The organism is Sporomusa sp. 246TCP1, from assembly GCF_057319775.1.
The window spans coordinates 3,128,679-3,147,869 of the sequence record NZ_CM170492.1 but is presented as its reverse complement, the minus strand read 5'-3'; the positions used below and the strand labels follow the sequence as shown (position 1 = coordinate 3,147,869).

The window sequence follows — 19,191 nt, the reverse complement described above, 5'->3', positions numbered from 1 at the left end:
CTTATACCTCCAAGTGATTCAAATTTTTATTGTCTGTCTTAAAAAATTCAATGGCAGTTTTTAAACTGGTTGCCAGTTGATTGGTTTGAGTAGAATTGACTGCCAGCGAGTCCATGACAGCGGCGGTCTGTTTGGTATTTGTTGAGACTGTTTCGGCTTGTTCTGCCGTATTTTCAATCACAGATGCCAAAGAGTCAATTAAATCAATAATCTTATCTGAATGGGTGACTTCTTCATCGGTGATGGACAGCACGGCTTCAATGTCAGTTACGGTGCTGGTTACTGCTGAAAAAATATCATTTAACGCCTGCTGAGCTTGACCGGCACCGGCTACGCCATTTTCGACTTCGGTCCGGCTGCCTTGCATAGCCTGAACGGCGGCAGCAGTGCTTTCCTTTATTCTCTGAATAAGTGCCACAACCTCAGCGGCTCCCTGCGTAGATTGCTCGGCCAGTTTTTTGACTTCTTGTGCTACCACCGCGAAACCGCGGCCAGCCTCACCTGCCCTGGCAGCTTCGATAGCAGCATTTAGAGAGAGCAAGCTTGTTTGGGAGGCAATACCTGTTATGGTGTCGGTGATAGCACCAATTTTGGCGATATATTGATTAAGGGTTCCAATTAACTCCTCGGTTTCCAGTGTTTTGTTCCGGATGTTATTCATACGAACAACGGTACTGGCCATGGTTTTGCGGCTGTCCAGGGTGGTGTTCAGTGTTGATTTTGAGTTAGCTACCGCTGACGCGGCTTCACGTTTGGCAATTTCAATGAGTGAGGAGAGTTCTAATAGTGATTTAGACACTTCGATAACCGAAACTGTGCCGACAGCAGCATCATCGGCCAAGTGGGTACTATAACCTGCCAACTCGGTAGCGGTAGTCGAGACTTGCTCAACAGATGCTGCTGTTTCCTCTGAGGCAACCACTACCTGATCTGCTGATGAGGAAACTGTTCCTACCAGTGAATTCAGGTTAATGACCATGGCATTGATGGCAATACCCAAACGTCCTATTTCATCATTAGCGGTGATAGAAATTTTGGGCATTGCCAAATTGCCAGTAGCCACTTGTTCGACGTAAGTAACCATATCGTGGATTTCGCGGAGAGTTCGTTGGAGGATAAATAGGACCAAGGCAATGGCTATGCTTAATCCGGCGATAATCATGATCGAAAACAGCGCGATGAGCCAATGATATCTGTCAGTAGCGGCTTGATATTCTTTTTGGGCTAATTCCAGTTGGAGGTCTATGAGTTCAGACAGTTTACCTGAGACTGGCTCAATACTTGAGTACAATTCTTCAATCATAAAAGCATTCAACGCTTGTTTGTCTTCTTTTATCATGATGGTAGTGGCATTGGCAAGTGCACCTTCAGCAATTCCTAAAAAACCGTCTATCTGAGCAACCAGCCGTTCTTCTTCGCTTGTAGCTACATGGTTTTTGTAAGTGGTCCATTGCTGCTTAATAATTGTGGTGCCTTCAGTAAGCTTGTTTCGGCCTAAAGCCCAGGCCAGATGGCCGTCACTTACTTTGTGACAGGTTTCTACAACATTCACTGTAAGTGCGTCAGACATAAGCTTAAGTTCTTGTAGGGTTATAATGCGACTGGTGTACATGTTTCGCAAAGCATCGTTGGATGCCTTGATACCGTGCAAGCCAACAATTCCAATACTAATCGATAACAGGGAAAAGATAGCTACAACGACAAGCAGCTTAGTGCGTAAACTTGGTTGGTAATGCAATTTTAGTTTTAACGCCAGATGATTAGTAGGTATGAGGGTTTTTATAGTGTTTAGTGGTCTGGTGATAGTAGTAGCAAATTTTTTTATAAAGCTCATGGCAGATGCTCCTTTGTCGACATGCATTTTGTGAGAAGATGCGGCTTAGTACTATGGATAGAAACAATTTACGCGATATAATACATGTTATTCTTTCCAGCTAATTCTCCTCCCCTGGTAGTTTAAGGTCTTGTTAACTTTATGTTAAGTTTAGGTAAAGTGGCTAAAAACTATAATAAGTAGACATAGTAGAGGGCGGAATATATAATTATTATGAAAAGTAAGTGGATGGACGAGGAGAATTTCCGATGGCGAAAAAAAACAATAAGTTGAAATGGATTGCAGTAATTGTGCTTATTCTCGTAGCTGTTATCTATTACCAGACAATGCCGGCACCAGAAAAATTACCGTCACCTGGTCCTGGCTATGAACTGGAAAAGACGGGTGCGGGGGTGGTGGTTGACTTCATAACTACGGCTTCCAAGATTCATACTGCTGTGGATAAGGGGTTGACCAAGGCATCTATAACTCCGCAAGAAGTTAAAGAGGAACAACGTGAAGTTCCCCGTAAAGGGGTAGAGGGGCTTATCCGTTGGCATACACGGAGTATGCTGCTGGTTATCCCGGAAACCATGTCACTGGAAGGAGTTGAGCAGGCCCTGGCTCCGTTGGTTGGCAAAGCAGGCGGTAAGGTCATCGGGAATGAACCGGATAATTATAATGGAGTGTCAGCTGTACGGGTAGATGTGGGAATTAAGGATGTTCTTAATAGCGAGCCGCTTACGATTGTCACTGACCGCTTATTTATTGTTAAAGCTAACGGCACACTGCCGCCACCTGCACCACCTAAGCCCAAGGGCGAAGTTAGGGCGGGAGATATGGCGATCATAATCGATGATTGTGGTTATACCATGGGGCCTGTTGCTGATTTTGTCGATATGGGACGACCTATTACTTTTGCTATTTTGCCTTATCGTGCTTACAGCAATGAGGCTGCCTCCAGGGCGCTAAGTGCAGGTCACCTGGTTATCTTGCATTTGCCGCTAGAACCAATGGATGCTGGCGCAGTGACAGAGCCGACCGTGATTACTGTCAGTATGAGTGATGATGAAATCAAGCAGACAGTGGGTCAAGCCCTGGCTTCTGTACCAGGGGTTAAAGGGGTCAATAACCATCAAGGCTCAAGGGCAACATCTGATCGTCGGGTCATGAAGGCTGTACTTGGTGTTTTGAAATCACAGAATCTGTTTTTCATTGACAGCCGCACTATTGGCACAACGGTGGGCGCAGAGGTTGCGAGACAGCTAGGTATGAGAAGTGGAGAAAATGAATTGTTTTTGGATAACAGTTCAGATGTAGAGCTAATAAAAAAACAACTGCGAAAAGCAGTTGTTTTGGCTCAAAGGAATGGCAGTGTGACTGTTATCGGTCATGCCCGGCCCAATACGGTCATCGCGGTACGGGAGATGATCTCCGAAATGGAGGCTGCCGGCATTCGGTTGGTCTATGCAGATCAGTTGCTGAATTAATTGGGTCAGGAAGGGGTATGCAATAACTTCACGCTCGAGCTAGGCAGCTTTGGCGTGATATTTTTTTGTATGCGGTCAAACTCGGTCATATATTTCCAGTAACGCTTTGGCATATGGCTCATGCGGCACTCTGGGTTATGCCGTCCGTGTATTGCAATGGTATCATAAAATAGCTGCCATAGTTCGCGAAAAGTTTGCTCTTCCTCATCTACTTCGGGCAATTCAAGAGCTCCAATAGGAATGACTGCAGACTGGTATGGCTGATAAACCAGTCCCATGCCATGTGTTTTGTCATGGATTAAAAAGCGCTCTTCCGGATAACGCTCACAAAAATGCTGTACGAGCAGTGGCAATACAAAATTTTTTGGCGCTATTTCGCCCACAAGAACATTGTTGATGATAGAAAATCGCAGAAAGCCTTTTAATAGATGGCTTTCCTGCTCTAAATGCCTGACTGCTTTAAACAGGGTATTTACTACGTCGTCTGTCAGCATATTCATTACGGACCGGCCATGGCGGAATCCCAGCCGAAGGAATAACAAGATATATAACTCTTTTTGTAAAAGGCAAGTTAAAAAAGCGTGTTGGACAAAATTAAGTGCTGCTGTTCCCAGTTTTTTTGGAATAGAATCCAGCACCCGCTTTGCTTTTTGTGTGTCAGTCGGGATGTTTTTGGTGGCAAAGAGTATGGCGTGTGAGGCCTCGGACAGAAGAATATCTATTGGTATTTCTTTGTTTTCGTAGCTTTCAAATACGCAGCATAATAATCCGTCAAAGCTTCCGTCATAGCAATAAACTAGCTCAGATTGGGTAGGCATTTTCGTAGACCTCCTGTGGCAATGATAGCAGTGACGGCTGGTCAAAAAGGGAAAGTTGTTCTGTAGGTGATGAAAAATCTAAGTGGTGTAGTTCCCGTGTTTTCTCGGACAGTAGGGAGCGGAGCATTGTGTTCGGAGTAAGCTTACTATCAGGTGCTGTTTTTCCGTTGCAAGTAACAAAATATTGTGCTCGCTTGAGGACAACGCCTAGTGATTTAAGGCCATTAAAATAAAGAGTTGTTGTACGCCGGGCAGTAAGAATACGTTTGGCACTTGTTACGCCAATACCTGGAACTCGCAGTAAGTCGCGATAAGAAGCGCGGTTTACATCCAAGGGAAAAAAATCCATATGATTGAGTGCCCAGGTGCATTTGGGGTCTAAATAGGGGTTAAAGTTTTGATGCTGTTGATCAAGAAGTTCATTAGCGGCAAAACCGTAAAACCTGAGCAGCCAGTCTGCCTGATAAAGCCGGTGTTCACGCCATAGCGGCGGTTTCGTATCGATTGTTGGCAGAAGACTATTCTCTGCAACTGGCATATAGGCTGAGAAAAAGACGCGCTTAAGTTTATATTTATGATAAAGACTTTCGGTTAAATTTAGTATTTGATAATCTGATTCCGGGGTAGCTCCTATTATCATCTGCGTGCTTTGCCCTGCAGGAACAAATTTGGGAGCATGCCGGTATTTTACTAAATCCCGCGAGTTTTCCTGTATTCGATTTTGAATATAGCCCATGGGGGTTAAAATGGAATGCTTGGATTTGTCCGGTGCTAAGAGCTGCAAACTGTTCTGGGAAGGTAGTTCAATATTTACACTCATCCGGTCAGCAAGCATACCAAGGCGGGCCAGCAGCAGACTGTCGGCGCCAGGGATAGCTTTGGCATGGATATACCCGGAAAACCGATATTCTTCACGCAGGATACGCAGTGCCTCAATCATTTGTTCGCAGGTATAGTCGGGATTTTTTAGTACGCCGGAACTTAAAAAAAGGCCTTCAATGTAATTGCGACGATAAAAGTTTATGGTTAGTTCAGCTAGTTCACGTGGTGTAAAAAAGGCCCGCGGTGTATCATTGGATAAGCGATTGACGCAGTATTGGCAATCGTAAGCGCAAATATTGGTCATCAGTACTTTTAACAGAGAAATGCACCGTCCATCTGCTGAAAAACTGTGACAGATTCCACAAGCAGAGGCATTACCAATTTCTCCGGCCGATGCTTTTTTATTCACACCACTTGATGTGCATGCTACATCATATTTGGCAGCATCGGTTAGAATTTTTAACTTATCGTAAACATCCATATACTTCAGCCCCTTACTAAAATAGAATACCACAAGAACAAGTGTTTTGCAAACATTTGTTCTTGTGGTAAGAAAGTCTTATTAAACAAGTGGTGTCAAGTATAAAACCCGGCATCCCTCGTAACTCCCGTAACCCCCCGGCCTTTGCCGGAAAAAGCGTTCCGCAGGAGAAAAGCCGGGCGGTATTCCGTTAAAAAATCCGTACTGTTTGAGCGTAGCGAGTTTACGGATTTTAGGAATATCGCTCGGCTTTTCAGCTTTTGGAGGCTTAGGGCCTAGACCTTTTGTTACTTTTGGGGCAATGCCAAAAGTAAAACCCCTCACCAGAAATTGCATGCTTTGGCAGATAAAGCGCTGTACGAAGCTAAGAGTGGTGGGTACAATCAGGTGAGATTTGCGGAGCAGTATTCTGATTAATGAGGTATTGCCAGAATGATTCAAGGCAGAAAGGAAACAGCGGTTGACGGCTAATAGCGTAGAATTGGCGCTTGATTGCCGGGCCAGGTAGCGGCAGGGTGATGAGTTGACCGGATTTTAGTTCAGTTTCTACTGCCCAGGCCGAAATAAAGCCGACGCCGATTTTGTTAAGAATGGCTGCTTTTACTGCTTGGTTACTGCCTACTTCCATAATAACACTAAGCTGTTCAGGGGCAATATTCAAGCCGGCCAGGGCGTCTAAAGCCGCTCTTGCTGTGCCTGAGGATTTTTTGCGCAAAATAAACGGTAAGGAAAGCAGCCAGTCTTGTATAGGACTGTCCTGGGTGTATGTTTTATAATCTGGATGGGCGGCAAGTACCAGCGTGTCATGCCAAAGGGGCTTGCTGATAAGATTATCCGCTGGTTTAGTGCCAACTACTGCGATGGGGATCTCACCTGCATTAAACTTTTCTAAGATAGCCTGGCTGTCACCTGTTACCAGGGATACAGTCAGGCCCATGTGGTCTTTAAGAAATTTTGCAATCAACGGCGGTAAAATATAATCGGCAGGGATGGTACTGCCGCCAAGCAGTATCCGCCCGGCGGAACCCTGTGCCATGGCTTGAATTTCCTGGTGAGTGCCGGCAATCAGGCCATTGATTGTCCGCGTAGTCTCATGAAGTTTTTTACCATAAATTGTTAAAGAAACACCTTTGGATGTCCGGGTAAATAGCGGGCAGCCAAAATCTTTTTCCAGATTATCAATGTGAAAAGACACAGTTGGTTGTGTAAGTTCTAACTTTTTGGCGGCCGCAGAAAAACTACCTTCTTCGGCAACATATAAAAATACGGTTAAAGATTGAATATAAGACATGAGCTCACCTCGTTTGTTAATAACAAAACATAATTATAAGTAGTAATTCGTAAAAGAAGACAAAATTTCCTGTTTCCGTCTTACCCAAGCAGGAATATATATTGTGAACATATAATATTTATTGGTGTAATAATAAAATTTTCTATGAGGTGATGTGGTGAACTGGTTAATTATTGTCACGGGTATGGTATTTGGATTAGGAGCAGTGCTGCTGGTCAAGTTTGGCAACCCGGGTAACTATGGTTTCTGTGCCGCTTGTCATTTGCGGGATATTGCTGGCGCGTTGGGTATTCACAGCGTCGCTACGCTGCAGTATGCTCGACCGGAAATTGTCGGCTTTATCCTGGGGGCGTTTGGGCTGTCCCGTTTTAGTGGTGAATTTAGGCCGCGTGGTGGTTCCAATCCTGTACTACGATTTTTGTTGGGGATGGCCATGATGATAGGGGCACTCGTGTTCTTAGGTTGTCCGCTAAGGGCCATTCTGCGGGTAGCAGGTGGTGACCTCAATGGCCTTACGGCCTTGGCAGGCTTTATTACCGGTATTGGCGTGGGCGTGGTATTTTTGAAACGCGGCTTTAACCTGGGACGGGCGCATGTTTATACAGGTGGCGTGCAGATTACCGGTTATCTGGCAGCGGCTGCGGCGCTGGTATTGCTTATTGCTGCAAGTATTGGGGCTGGCTTTTTAAACATTAGTGCTAAAGGACCGGGTTCTATGCATGCCCCGATTATTATTAGCTTACTAGTCGGTTTGGCAGCAGGTGCCTTGGCTGGGCGCACCCGCATGTGTCTGAGTGGTGGTTTCCGCGATTATATGCTCACTCGCGATACTTCATTGCTTAAAATCTACGGAGTTATGTTTTTAGCTGCCTTGGCAGGCAACCTATATTTTGGCTTTTTTAAATTAGGTTTTGAAAACCAGCCACTGGCGCATACCATGCATATCTGGAATTTCCTCGGATTATTCCTGACAGGTTTGGCAGCTACTTTGGCAGGCGGCTGTCCGCTGCGGCAAATGATTATGGCAGGCGAAGGCAATACAGATGCCATGTTTTGTGTACTGGGCATGCTGGCAGGTGCCGGTGTAGCCCACAATCTTAATGCCGCTGGTTCGGCTGCCGGTGTTGGTATCAATGGACAAATTGCCGTAGTGCTTGGCATTGCTGTAATTTCCGCTTTAGGTTATCTATGTAGAGAAAAACTTGTGCCGATAAGCAAAGGAGTCTGATAAGTTATGGCGAATATTCTTGATTTGAGAGGGTTAAGTTGCCCGATACCACTCATCAGGACCAAAGACGCATTAGTTGGGGCTGAAACAATCAGTGTTGTGGTTGACGAGCCACCAGCTAAAGAAAATATTATTAAATTTGCCCAGTCCCAGAACTTCCGGGTGGAATGTTCAGAGGCAAATGGTGAGTATACTATTAACATATCCAAATAGAGCAGATTATGTACTAGCTGTTAAATGATGAAAGGGTTAGTCTATGAATTGTGTAATTACATTTCCATCAGTCTATCATGCTTTTAGGGCTAAAAAAATCTTAAAAGAGCAGAGTATCATTGCTGAGCTTGTACCTATACCCCGCGAATTAAGCGCTTCCTGTGAGGGGTTAGCAGCGCAAGTCAGTGAACAGGATGTTGACCGGGCTGTCGAAATACTGGGAGCCAAAGGCATTGTGATGCTGCAAAAGGGTGTAAAGCTTGTGCAAGCATATTAGAGGCTGTTACAAAATATTAAGGAAAGTGTGTTTTTTGAAACACACTCTATTAATGAAAAGTAAGAATTTCAAGAGTCTGTTGGTGCAGGCTCTTATTTTTTCTGTCAATCAACAGGAAAAGGCAAATTTATGGAGAAAATATTCATGTTAACCCTACTTAACATACGGAGGAAGCTATGCAAAATATTTTTGACCGTCTGAATCCGGCGCAGCAGGAAGCTGTCGCCTATATGAACGGACCACTGTTAATTATGGCCGGGGCCGGGTCAGGCAAAACTAAGGTATTAACCAGTCGGATTGCCAATCTGCTGGCTCAGGGAGTGGCGCCGTATAATATTCTGGCCATTACATTTACCAACAAAGCGGCTGCTGAAATGAAAGAACGGGTAGCCGGTATCGTTGGGCATGTTGCCAAAGATATTTGGCTAAGTACGTTTCACGCATTTTGTGCCAAGTTTTTGCGGATGGAGATCGAAAACCTGGGTGGCTATACCCGGAATTTTGTTATCTATGATGCCGGTGATTCCCAGTCAGTCATTAAAGGCTGTTTGAAAGAGCTTAACCTGGACGAAAAACAGTTTACGCCAAATGGTGTGCAATCTACCATCTCTAATGCCAAAAACGCGTTGCAGGATGTGCGGGAATTTACCACCCAGGCTGACAACTTTTATAACCTGAGGGTAGCCGAAGTGTACAAACTGTACCAGAGCAAGCTGAAAGCTAATAATGCCCTTGATTTTGATGATCTCCTGATGCTGGCAGTAGAGCTGTTGGAATATAATCCTACCGTCCGGGGAAAATATCAGGATAAGTTTCACTATATTTTGATTGACGAATACCAGGATACCAATAGGGCCCAGTATCTGCTTGCGCGGACACTGGCGGCCAAGTCCCGCAACATCTGCGTCGTAGGTGATATTGATCAGAGCATCTATGGCTGGCGGGGGGCGGATATTAAGAATATCATGGATTTTGAAAGAGATTATCCTGAGGCTAAGGTCATTAAGCTTGAACAAAATTACCGCTCCACCCAAATAATTTTGGATGCAGCGAATGCGGTTATCGAGAATAATTGCAACCGCAAGCCGAAGTCACTTTGGACAGATAACCAGGCAGGGGAGTCAATAACCCACTATTTGGCAGTTGATGAACGGGACGAAGCCCGCTATATTGCTGATAATATTGTTAAGCTCAATACGGTTTACCGTACACCCTACAAAGATATAGCCATCCTGTACCGTACAAATGCTCAGTCACGGGTATTGGAAGAAGCCTTGCGCAATGCCGCTATTCCTTACACCATGGTGGGTGGACTTAGGTTCTATGACCGTAAAGAGATAAAAGACATTATGGCCTATATTAAGGTGCTGTTCAATCCGGCAGATGCTATCGGATTGCTGCGGATTATCAATGTGCCGCGCAGGGGAATTGGTGACACTACCATCAGGCATTTAGCCGAATATGCTGCCCAAAATAATGTACCGTTGTTTGACGCTGTGTCCAATCCTGATTTGGTGCCAGGCCTAACCGCCCGTGCCAAGCACCAGTTAGAAAAGCTGGCTGAACTCATCTTTAATCTGATGGCTTGTCAGAATACGTTACCAGTTGCTGAACTGGTAGATAAAGTAATGCGTGATTCTGGATATTTAGCTGAACTGGAAAGCGATGCTGATCCTTTGGCGCCTAACCGCATTGAAAATCTGAAGGAACTTGTCAGTGATGCCAAGAAGTTTGCGGAAAATGAAGAGGATAACACGCTGGAAAACTTCTTGAGTCATGTATCGCTGCTAACTGATAGCGACAAGTCAGAAGAGGAGGATGATCAGGTTACGGTCATGACTTTACACTCGGCCAAAGGACTGGAGTTTCCCATGGTATTCCTGGCCGGTCTGGAGGAGGGAATCTTTCCCCATGTCCGGACCCTTATGGATGAGCATGAAGTCGAGGAAGAGCGCCGCCTATGCTATGTTGGTATTACCAGGGCAAAGCGTAAGCTATATATATCCAATGCCCGCCAGCGCATGATTTATGGTAATATTGTATGCTATTCACCGTCCCGTTTTCTTGATGAGATTCCGCCTGAACTTATCGAGAAGTACGCACCCAAGCGGCCTAATCCCTTACCGTCTGTGCAACCCAGTCGTCCGGCAAATGTCACCATGCCACCTCGGGCGATGATTAAACCTGAGCTGACTCTGCTCAAAGGTATGGTGCAAAACCCGGCTAAACCGCAAAACATCGACTGGAAAGCAGGCGAAAAAGTGTATCACGCCAAATGGGGCACAGGTACGATTGTCGCTGTTACCGGCAGCGGCAGCAATATGCAGTTAAACATTGCTTTTCCTAATGAAGGTATCAAAAAACTGGTGGCCCAGATGGCACCGATCAGCAGAGTGTAATTTGCCCGCGCCGGGTCATTGTTATATATCGAAACAGGCTCTTTAATAATAATAATAAAACTACTCTTTTGCTGCAGCTTAACCCCTATGTTTTCGGCAGCAAAGAAGCGGGAGGAACTATTGTATGGATATTGGTGCTCGTATTAAAGAGCTAAAAGAGAAGATTGAGTACCATAATAAGAAGTACTACGAAGAGGATGCACCGGAAATTACCGACTTTGAGTATGATTCTATGCTGCGGGAATTGAAGAACCTTGAGTTTGAATACCCAGAGCTGGCAACACCGGAATCGCCGACAAAGCGGGTGGGTGGAAAAGCCAAAAGAGGAGCTAAACAGATTGCGCACGATGTCCCTATGCTTTCCCTGGATGATCGGTTCTCAAGAGAAGAAGTAGCAGACTTTATTACAAAGATACAAAAAGAAGTTGAAAACCCTGTATTCATTGTAGAACATAAAATCGACGGTCTCTCTGTTGCGCTGCGCTATAGAGGTGGGGAATTTGTAGAAGGCATGACCCGTGGCGATGGTATAAGCTATGGGGAAGATATAACAGATAATCTAATGATGATCGATACTGTGCCACTAAGTATTCATGAAAAACTTCCGTATCTTGAAGTGCGTGGCGAAGTTTATATGGATAATGCTGCATTTGAGGCTGTCAATGAGCGGCAGGAAGAGATAGAGGGTAAAATCTTTGCTAATCCACGAAACTGTGCAGCAGGCACGATGCGGCAGCTAGACCCGAGTGTAGTTGCTGAAAGGGATTTATCTATTTTTGTCTTTAATCTCCAGGCAATTCAGGGAAAGGAATTTACCTCTCACGCTGAGACACTTGACTGGTTGACGACGCAAGGTTTTACAGTACCTAAATATTTTACGTGCACTACAGAAGAAGGCGTTTGGGATGCTATCACCTTAATCGACGAAACCCGGGGTGAGCTGCCATTTGGAATAGACGGTGCAGTTGTAAAATTAGACAATCTGGCTGATCGTGAGAAACTTGGTGCCAGTTCAAAAGTGCCGAGATGGGCGATTGCCTACAAGTATCCTCCGGAAGAAAAGGCAACTAAGGTGTTACATATCGAAGTAAACGTTGGTAGAACCGGTCGACTAACTCCCTTAGCGATTTTGGAACCTGTTAGGTTGGCGGGTACAACTGTTTCTCGTGCATCGTTGCATAATCAGGATCAAATTGACCGGCTGGATATACGTATTGGTGATACAGTAATCGTACGCAAAGCGGCTGAAATTATTCCGGAGATTGTTAGGGTTATAAAGGAGCAGCGTGCCCATGATACTACTCCTTTTAAAATTCCCGATAGATGCCCGGTCTGCGGCGCTCCTGCTTTACGGGGGGAAGACGTAGCCGACATCCGTTGCAGCGGAATTAACTGCCCTGCGCAGCTCGCCCGGCTTATTGTTCACTTTGCATCCCGGGGAGCAATGGATATAGAAGGTCTGGGACCGGCTGCAGTTCATTCCCTTATGGATAAAGGCTATATAAAGGATATTGCCGATATATACTATCTCAAAAACTATCGGGACGAGTTTATTGCCAATGGGATAACTCCCCGACCTCGTAAACAAGTAACTCCACGTAAGGATGGGAGATCACGTAAACAGAAGGAACCCGATTACACAGCCAGTACTGATAATTTACTTTCTGCCATAGAGCGCTCAAAAGATCAAAATCTTGAGCGGCTCATAAACGGTTTTGGAATACCAAATATAGGTAAGCAGACAGGAAGTATCCTAGAAGAAAACTTTCCTGACATACATGCTATTGCTAAGATTAGTTATGATAAATATAAGCAGTTGAAAGACATCGAAAAGCAATTAAATAAAGAACGCAGTAAACTTACAAAGACGCTGAAGATCTCTACGAAGCCGGAGGACTTAGAACTGCTTAATGAAATGAATAAGCGGCTAAGCGATGTCGGGAAAGAACTGAAGGCAAATGGAGATATCAAAGGTATTGGGGAAGTAAGTATCAAAGCGATTGCTGTTTTTTTTGCCGAGCCCCAAACCAAAGTTATCCTTGAGCGTCTTAAAGAAGCCGGCGTTAATATGAAATCAAGATCTGCCAGCAAAGTGATTGATGATCGACTTGAGGGGGCAACATTCGTCCTTACAGGGACCTTGCCGACATTGGGCCGGGAAGAAGCAGCTCAACTAATTCAGGAGCACGGTGGGCGCGTTGCTGGAAGTGTATCAAAGAAAACGACCTATCTTTTAGCTGGCGAGAGTGCTGGCGATAAAATGAATAAAGCGCAAGCTCTTGGTATTAATATTATTACTGAGGACGAGTTTCTAAAGATGATCGAGTAACTCCCGTAACCCTCCGGCCTTTGCCGGAAAAAATGTTCCGTAGGAGAAAAGCCGGGCGGTATTCCGTTAAAAAATCCGTACTGTTTGAGCGTAACGAGTTTACGGATTTTAGGAATATCGCCCGGCTTTTCAGCTTTTGGGCGCTTGGGGCCTAGACCTTTTGTTACTTTTGGGGCAATGCCAAAAGTAAAACCTCAGAATATATTAGTCTTAGGCATTATTGCAATAGGATGGGAGTGACTTTTTTGGAGAAAAAATCAAATAATCAGCGTGCTTTTTTGCTATTAATTCTTGTAGTATTTCTTTGGGGCGTTAATTCAGTCTCCATAAAATATCTTACCTATTTTTTTCCGCCTCTGGCCCTAGCGCCTATTCGCTTAACCTTGGCAAGTGCTTTATTGTTACCGATTGTGCTTTATCAATATGGTTATCAAAAAATACCAACAAAAGCTGTGTTACCTATTGCTGGTATTGCCGTATTTTGCATCTTCCTCCATCAAATTGCACTGACTATAGGCATCGGTGCTACTAGTGGGATTCATGCGGTTCTTATACTGGGATTAAGTCCTTTGTTTACAACAATCTTCTCCGTTTTTCTTTTACATGAATCGTTTACCCTTGCTAAAGGACTTGGTATTGTACTCGGTTTTGGTAGCTTACTTTTCGTTGTAGCAGGTCAAGCCCAAACCGGCGCAAGCCTTGTAGGCGATGGAATCACATGTATTGCTACAATTACCTTTGTAATTGGTTCTCTTTTTGTTAAAAAGGCTACCTATTATGTTTCTCCATTGGTGGTAACTGCCTACAGCCACGTAATGGCTGCAATCGGCCTTGATGTTCTCGGATTAGTCACTAATTCAGTGTGGCTTTATCCGGATCATCTTGGATTCTGGCCCATTGCCATATTACTATTTTCAAGCTTCATGAGTACTGCTGTTGGTGCACTATTATGGAATATGAGCATTCAAATAGTAGGTGCTTCTACGGCATCTTTCTTTCAAAACGCTACCCCTATTATTGGTATTTTTGCTTCGGCCTTATTTCTTGGTGAGGAATTGCACTGGCAGCATTTTTATGCGCTTATCCTTGTTATGATAGGTGTTAGCTTAGGGTCTGGCGCCATCAAAATGTCAGCACTATCCTGGCTCAGAAGTAGATCATAGTACTGAAATCGCAAGCAGTATAGATTGTATTTTTAAGCATATAATTTTTTCTTATGAACTTTAATAGAATTTATATATTTCCCCTTTGGATAATAACATAGTAAAATTTTGGCGGAAATTACTATGTAATTAATTGCAAAGTGGGTGAATGATTGTGGACAAGATGACGCGGCGTACATTTATTAAGATTGGTGCAACAGCAGGAGCCGCAGTTGTAGCTGGTGCTTATTTCAACTGGTTTGGTGAAAATATACCGGCGACAGTACGCAATGGCACGGCAATGTATGATGTATTGATTATTGGCAGTGGTGGTGCCGGGATGCGGGCAGCGTTGGAGGCTGCCAAAGAGAAGGGTCTCAAGGTAGCAGTCATGACAAAAATGGTTCCTACCCGGTCAGCGACGACTATGGCTCAAGGCGGGATTAACGGCGCCTCAAGGATTACTGATGATAAGGATTCACCGGAGGCTCACGCTTTCGACACTGTAAAAGGCGCCGACTATCTGTGTGACCAGGATGCCGTAGCGTATTTTACCGAGCAAGCAGCTACGCTTTTGTTTGAGCTTGATTATTTCGGTATTGCGTTTAACCGTCAGGAGGATGGACGTTTTCACCAGCGTAAAATGGGTGGCAGTTCGTATGCACGGGCTGCCTATTCGGCTGATATATCAGGACATGCAGTATTGCATACCATGTTTGAGCAGTGCTTAAAACATGACATTGATTTTATTTCGGAATGTCAGTTGCTCGAAATTGTAACCGAAAATGGAAAATTAAATGGTGTAGTTGCCATTGATATGCGCAGCGGTAATATGTTGTCTGTGCCGGCTAAAACAATTATCGTAGCTACCGGTGGCTATGGTCGTGCCTACTGGGTTCGGACAACAAATCCATATAGTTCAACAGGGGATGGTATTGCCGCCTGCCTGAATATTGGTATTCCGTTCAAAGATCCGGAAATGGTGCAGTTCCATCCTACCGGACTTGCCAGTAATGGTGTATTGATGTCGGAATCAAGCCGCAGTGAAGGCGCCTATTTGTTAAATAAAGACGGTGAACGGTTTATGGCCAAGTATGCGCCCAAAGCTATGGAGCTAGGACCGCGTGACTTGGTTTGTCAGTCGGTAGAAAAAGAAATACTGGCAGGGCGTGGTATTGGTGAAGGCTTAAATGCGGCCGTATATTTGGATTTTCGGCATATTCCCCGGGAGCGTATTATGGAACGGCTGTTCCAGGTTTACCAATTAGCATTGCAATTTGAGGGCGTGGATATTTTAGAAAAGCCTGTGCCGATACGCGGGACATGCCACTATTCAATGGGGGGCATTGACGTAGTGGATTATAAGACCTGCGCCACGAAGGTTCCCGGTGTATTTGCCGCCGGAGAATGTTCCTGTATTTCGATACATGGAGCAAACCGTTTAGGCGCTAATTCTTTGAGTGAAGTGCTTGTATTTGGTAAAACAGCGGGAGCGGGTGCTGCGCAATACGCAAAAAATACGGGCTATGAAGGTTCTAAAGAGAAACTACAGGCGGCAGTAGACCGATGGAATAAGAAATTTGACGAGGTCGCAGGCAAAAACAGCGGTGTTTCGGTTGCTTCTATCCGGGACAAGATGGCAATGACCATGTGGAACAATGCCGGAATTTTCCGCACTGAGGAAGGTTTACAGCAAGCGCTGCGGGAAATTGACGGTTTGCAGGAAGAATACAAAAATTGCTTTGTCGGTGATGCCAGCCGAACCTGTAATACGGCATTTATGAATTATGTAGAGCTAGGTAATCTTCTTGGAATTTCTAAAGCAATTGTCATGGGGGGGATAGCCCGTAAAGAAAGTCGGGGGAGTCATTCCCGTCCGGATTTCCCGCAACGTGACGATCAAAAATTCTTGCAACATACCTTGATTAGTAAAGAAGGCAATACCTTTAAAACTGAGTATCGTCCGGTGGCAATTACCCAATATAAACCGGTAGAGAGGAAGTACTAATCATGCAGATTACATTAAAAATTCAGCGATTTCTTAAGGATAAACAGTGGACTCAGGATTACAGCATGGAAGTAGCAACAGGAATGACTGTTCTTGCGGCGTTGATAAAAATTAAGGAAACAGTTGATCCTACTCTGACTTTTTCAGCATCATGCCGGTCAAGTATTTGCGGTGCCTGCGGCGTGCGCGTAAATGGCAATGCCGTACTTGCGTGTGAAGCTTTAGTGGCGGATTTGGTAAAACGCTATAACACCGAAGTTCTTACTGTAGGGCCGTTAGCTAATTTTACAGTTTTGCGTGACTTAATGGTAGATTGGAAGCCTAAGTATGAGAAGTTAAAGAAAATTAAACCGGCGCTGCAGCCTAAAGATGAATTTAGTGCTGCTACCGGCTGCAAGCAGTCACGGGATGACTTTAGAAAGTATAGCAAAAATTCAGAGTGTATTTTATGCGGTTCCTGTGTTTCCGAGTGCAACAAAAGTACAGCCGATTCCAGTGATTTTCTTGATCCGTTTATTTTTTCCAAGGCGCAGAAATTTGTTGCCGATTCCCGGGATAAAGACCCTGTCGCTCATTTAGAGCCTGCGGTCAAAGAAGGTCTCTGGAAGTGCATGAACTGCCAGGAGTGTGCTGCTAAATGTCCCAAAGGCCTTAATCCGGCAGAAGACATAGAAAAACTGCGCATTGCCACCTTTAAAAGTAAGTTATCCAGTAACGCGGGCTCTGACCATGCGCAGGCTTTCTATGATGATGTTCATGAAACAGGCCGCCTTGATGAAGTGAAGCTAGGCCTTAAAACAGAAGGATTAAAATCTGCTCTGCGTATCCCTGTTGCCTACCGGTTAATGAGGGTTGGTAAACTGGCACCTCTTGAAAAGGCCGAAGTCATTTCGGAAATTGAAAAGGTACGTACGATCATGGCAGCGGCAAAGGAGGAAAAATAAATGAAATACGCATTTTTCCCAGGTTGTGTTCTTCGGGGAGCTGCAAGTGAGGCGTTTTTGGCTACTGTAAAAGTAACGGAAGCTCTGGGAATCGAGCTTGTTGAGATTCCCAGTTGGACATGCTGCGGTGCATCCCATTTACAGGATGTCGATAATATTACTGCTTTGGCAATCAATGCGCGTAACCTGGCAATAGCCGAAAGTATGGGGTTACCGGTTATGACAGTGTGCAATACCTGTACACTGCAATTACGTCGAGCCAAAGAGGATTTGGATCATGATGAAAATCGTAAGGGCCAGGTAAACGCCATTTTAGCAAAGTCTGGTTATGAGTACAAGGGAACCGCTGAGGTTACCCATCTCTTATGGGTGCTTGCGTCCAATCCTCAGCTATTTGAGGGTCAGGTGGTTAAGCCGCTTACAGGCTTAAAAGTTGCCGGGTATTATGGCTGTCATTTGTTGCGGCCACCAAAGATTATGAACTATGAAGATTGTTTAAATCCGCAATCTTTGGAAAAAATTATCGGGTTACTCGGAGCTCAGGCAGTAAACTTTGATTTTAGGCTGAAATGTTGTGGCTTCCATGCGTTTTGGACAGCAGAAAAGGACGTTATGAAAGTTACCGGGCAGGCTGTGGATAGTGCTGCTAAAGCTGGTGCTGAATTAGTGGTTACTCCTTGTCCTTTGTGTCAGATGCAGCTTGATATGTATCAGCCTGAGGGAAGGGAAGCGGCTAAGACCAGTGTTGAAATTCCCGTTTTACATTTGCCGCAGCTTATTGGTATGGCATTAGGCATGAGTAAAGCAGATCTTGGAATTGGACGACACGTTTCGGCTGCAGATAAAGTTCGATTTTAATATTTGTAACCAAAATTTTTGGTATAATGAGCTATGTAAACGGCTTGCTGCTGTCCAATCTATTGTAATTAACATTGCTTGATGTACTCAACAAACGCGTTAACTGCTGATAATTCTAATGCAGAATCCTGATACATCATCCAGGTCTTTCGTCTAAGCGGTTTGCCATTTTTCCAATATAACTCTTGGGTATATAGATTGTCATGTTTTCTTAGCCCGATAGCCGGTAAAACTGCCCAGCCTAACCCTTTTAGTACCATTTGCCGGCAGGTATCCATATTGTCAACCTCCATGGGATTCAAAGGAGGCTGCGCAAAAGACTGACGCCACCACTCTTTAATGACGTCATATAAAGAACCATCTGTTGCATAGGAAATTTGCGGCTGATTGGGCAAATCTGTGTACTCGATAGGCAGGGAAGAAACAAGGCAAATTGGCTCGTCGCGCAATAGTACTTTTCCTTCGTTCCATAAGTAATCACCACGTAAGATTGCGACTGCAATATCCCCTTTTTGGAGGGCGTGGTTGACAGTATGGCTAAGCCCCGTTTTAAGGGATAGATCGATCTGCGGGTATTGCTCGCGGAAGCCTTTTAGTATATCTGGCAATTCATAATGGGCAAAGATTGAAGACGTGCCAAGGCGGAGCGTGCCTTGAACTGTATTTTCCATGTTCAAGACACGCTCCTTTGTATCTCTAAACTGTACGAGCATCGCTTTCGCATAGTCAAGTAAAAATTCGCCTTGAGAAGTAAAGGTTACTCCGGTTGATCTTCTCTGTAAAATCTTAGTGCCGAAGTCTCTCTCCAGATTCTTTAATCGCTGACTTATCGCTGGCTGTGATATATAAAGCCGTTCAGCGGTTTTGGTGATGTTTTTTTCTTCAGAAATAACTTGTAGCATGAGCCAGTCTTTATCATCCATTTTTTACTCCTTACATCGTTATATGATTAGAAATAATTATCGGCTTAGAGAATTATCATTTGTTTTATTTATTGGACTTATTATACTATAATGAATGAAGGTTTCAAATAATATGTAATTTATTGACAAAGCATAGTTGCGTTTCTAGAGCGCTG

General features: G+C 44.5%; 15 protein-coding genes. 10 read left to right on the top strand and 5 right to left on the bottom strand.

Annotated elements, in window-relative coordinates:
- Position 1 precedes the first annotated feature (1 nt).
- Positions 2-1,834: a methyl-accepting chemotaxis protein gene (locus tag AC1ECB_RS14930; protein ID WP_485664527.1), complete on the bottom strand. Its 1,833-nt coding sequence runs from the start codon at positions 1,832-1,834 to the stop codon at positions 2-4.
- 248 nt (positions 1,835-2,082) lie between these two features.
- On the opposite strand from AC1ECB_RS14930, the gene AC1ECB_RS14925 reads away from it, so the two are divergent.
- On the top strand, positions 2,083-3,303 hold the full coding sequence (locus tag AC1ECB_RS14925) for a divergent polysaccharide deacetylase family protein (RefSeq protein ID WP_485664526.1): 1,221 nt from the start codon (positions 2,083-2,085) through the stop codon (positions 3,301-3,303).
- Between the two features lie 5 nt (positions 3,304-3,308).
- Here the strand turns inward: AC1ECB_RS14925 and AC1ECB_RS14920 are convergent, their stop codons facing one another.
- From AC1ECB_RS14920 to AC1ECB_RS14910, 3 genes are all read right to left on the bottom strand, one after another.
- Positions 3,309-4,121, bottom strand: a complete 813-nt coding sequence (locus AC1ECB_RS14920; RefSeq protein WP_485664525.1) for a TIGR03915 family putative DNA repair protein — start codon at positions 4,119-4,121, stop codon at positions 3,309-3,311.
- Positions 4,105-5,424 carry a putative DNA modification/repair radical SAM protein gene (locus AC1ECB_RS14915; protein ID WP_485664524.1) on the bottom strand — a complete coding sequence of 440 codons (1,320 nt, stop codon included), beginning with the start codon at positions 5,422-5,424 and terminating at the stop codon, positions 4,105-4,107. Before AC1ECB_RS14915 ends, AC1ECB_RS14920 begins: the two co-directional genes overlap by 17 nt.
- Positions 5,425-5,788: 364 nt before the next feature.
- On the bottom strand, positions 5,789-6,715 hold the full coding sequence (locus tag AC1ECB_RS14910; protein WP_485664523.1) for a LysR substrate-binding domain-containing protein: 927 nt from the start codon (positions 6,713-6,715) through the stop codon (positions 5,789-5,791).
- 157 nt (positions 6,716-6,872) lie between these two features.
- Here AC1ECB_RS14910 and yedE point away from each other — a divergent pair, with 157 nt between their 5' ends.
- From yedE to AC1ECB_RS14865, 9 genes are all read left to right on the top strand, one after another.
- On the top strand, positions 6,873-7,943 hold the full coding sequence (yedE, locus tag AC1ECB_RS14905; RefSeq protein WP_485664522.1) for a YedE family putative selenium transporter: 1,071 nt from the start codon (positions 6,873-6,875) through the stop codon (positions 7,941-7,943).
- A 6-nt stretch (positions 7,944-7,949) separates the two neighbouring features.
- Positions 7,950-8,156 carry a sulfurtransferase TusA family protein gene (locus tag AC1ECB_RS14900; RefSeq protein WP_485664521.1) on the top strand — a complete coding sequence of 69 codons (207 nt, stop codon included), beginning with the start codon at positions 7,950-7,952 and terminating at the stop codon, positions 8,154-8,156.
- 43 nt (positions 8,157-8,199) lie between these two features.
- Positions 8,200-8,433 (top strand): putative Se/S carrier protein, encoded by a 234-nt coding sequence (locus tag AC1ECB_RS14895; RefSeq protein WP_021171347.1) that lies wholly within the window; start codon positions 8,200-8,202, stop codon positions 8,431-8,433.
- Positions 8,434-8,609: 176 nt separating this feature from the next.
- Entirely contained in the window at positions 8,610-10,832 is a 2,223-nt protein-coding gene (pcrA, locus tag AC1ECB_RS14890; RefSeq protein WP_485664520.1) for a DNA helicase PcrA, read from the top strand.
- A gap of 124 nt (positions 10,833-10,956) precedes the next feature.
- Entirely contained in the window at positions 10,957-13,161 is a 2,205-nt protein-coding gene (gene ligA / locus AC1ECB_RS14885; protein WP_485664519.1) for an NAD-dependent DNA ligase LigA, read from the top strand.
- A 245-nt stretch (positions 13,162-13,406) separates the two neighbouring features.
- A complete protein-coding gene (locus AC1ECB_RS14880; protein WP_485664518.1) occupies positions 13,407-14,324 on the top strand; it encodes a DMT family transporter in 918 nt (305 codons plus the stop codon).
- 163 nt (positions 14,325-14,487) lie between these two features.
- On the top strand, positions 14,488-16,311 hold the full coding sequence (locus AC1ECB_RS14875) for an FAD-dependent oxidoreductase (protein WP_485669351.1): 1,824 nt from the start codon (positions 14,488-14,490) through the stop codon (positions 16,309-16,311).
- Positions 16,312-16,313: 2 nt separating this feature from the next.
- Positions 16,314-17,255: a succinate dehydrogenase/fumarate reductase iron-sulfur subunit gene (locus AC1ECB_RS14870; protein WP_485664517.1), complete on the top strand. Its 942-nt coding sequence runs from the start codon at positions 16,314-16,316 to the stop codon at positions 17,253-17,255.
- The gene (locus AC1ECB_RS14865) at positions 17,256-18,113 is read left to right on the top strand and encodes a CoB--CoM heterodisulfide reductase iron-sulfur subunit B family protein (protein ID WP_485664516.1); all 858 of its coding nucleotides are present in this window, start codon (positions 17,256-17,258) and stop codon (positions 18,111-18,113) included.
- Between the two features lie 68 nt (positions 18,114-18,181).
- Here the strand turns inward: AC1ECB_RS14865 and AC1ECB_RS14860 are convergent, their stop codons facing one another.
- Positions 18,182-19,036 carry a LysR family transcriptional regulator gene (locus tag AC1ECB_RS14860; protein WP_485664515.1) on the bottom strand — a complete coding sequence of 285 codons (855 nt, stop codon included), beginning with the start codon at positions 19,034-19,036 and terminating at the stop codon, positions 18,182-18,184.
- Between the last annotated feature and the right edge of the window lie 155 nt (positions 19,037-19,191).

Coding starts and splice junctions, on each gene's coding strand:
- AC1ECB_RS14915 (WP_485664524.1), bottom strand. CDS start 5,424: ATGGATGTTTACGATAAGTTAAAAATTCTAACCGATGCTGCCAAATAT.
- AC1ECB_RS14930 (WP_485664527.1), bottom strand. CDS start 1,834: ATGAGCTTTATAAAAAAATTTGCTACTACTATCACCAGACCACTAAAC.
- AC1ECB_RS14875 (WP_485669351.1), top strand. CDS start 14,488: ATGACGCGGCGTACATTTATTAAGATTGGTGCAACAGCAGGAGCCGCA.
- AC1ECB_RS14925 (WP_485664526.1), top strand. CDS start 2,083: ATGGCGAAAAAAAACAATAAGTTGAAATGGATTGCAGTAATTGTGCTT.
- AC1ECB_RS14910 (WP_485664523.1), bottom strand. CDS start 6,715: ATGTCTTATATTCAATCTTTAACCGTATTTTTATATGTTGCCGAAGAA.
- AC1ECB_RS14860 (WP_485664515.1), bottom strand. CDS start 19,036: ATGGATGATAAAGACTGGCTCATGCTACAAGTTATTTCTGAAGAAAAA.
- AC1ECB_RS14865 (WP_485664516.1), top strand. CDS start 17,256: ATGAAATACGCATTTTTCCCAGGTTGTGTTCTTCGGGGAGCTGCAAGT.
- AC1ECB_RS14870 (WP_485664517.1), top strand. CDS start 16,314: ATGCAGATTACATTAAAAATTCAGCGATTTCTTAAGGATAAACAGTGG.
- pcrA (WP_485664520.1), top strand. CDS start 8,610: ATGCAAAATATTTTTGACCGTCTGAATCCGGCGCAGCAGGAAGCTGTC.
- AC1ECB_RS14895 (WP_021171347.1), top strand. CDS start 8,200: ATGAATTGTGTAATTACATTTCCATCAGTCTATCATGCTTTTAGGGCT.
- AC1ECB_RS14900 (WP_485664521.1), top strand. CDS start 7,950: ATGGCGAATATTCTTGATTTGAGAGGGTTAAGTTGCCCGATACCACTC.
- AC1ECB_RS14920 (WP_485664525.1), bottom strand. CDS start 4,121: ATGCCTACCCAATCTGAGCTAGTTTATTGCTATGACGGAAGCTTTGAC.
- ligA (WP_485664519.1), top strand. CDS start 10,957: ATGGATATTGGTGCTCGTATTAAAGAGCTAAAAGAGAAGATTGAGTAC.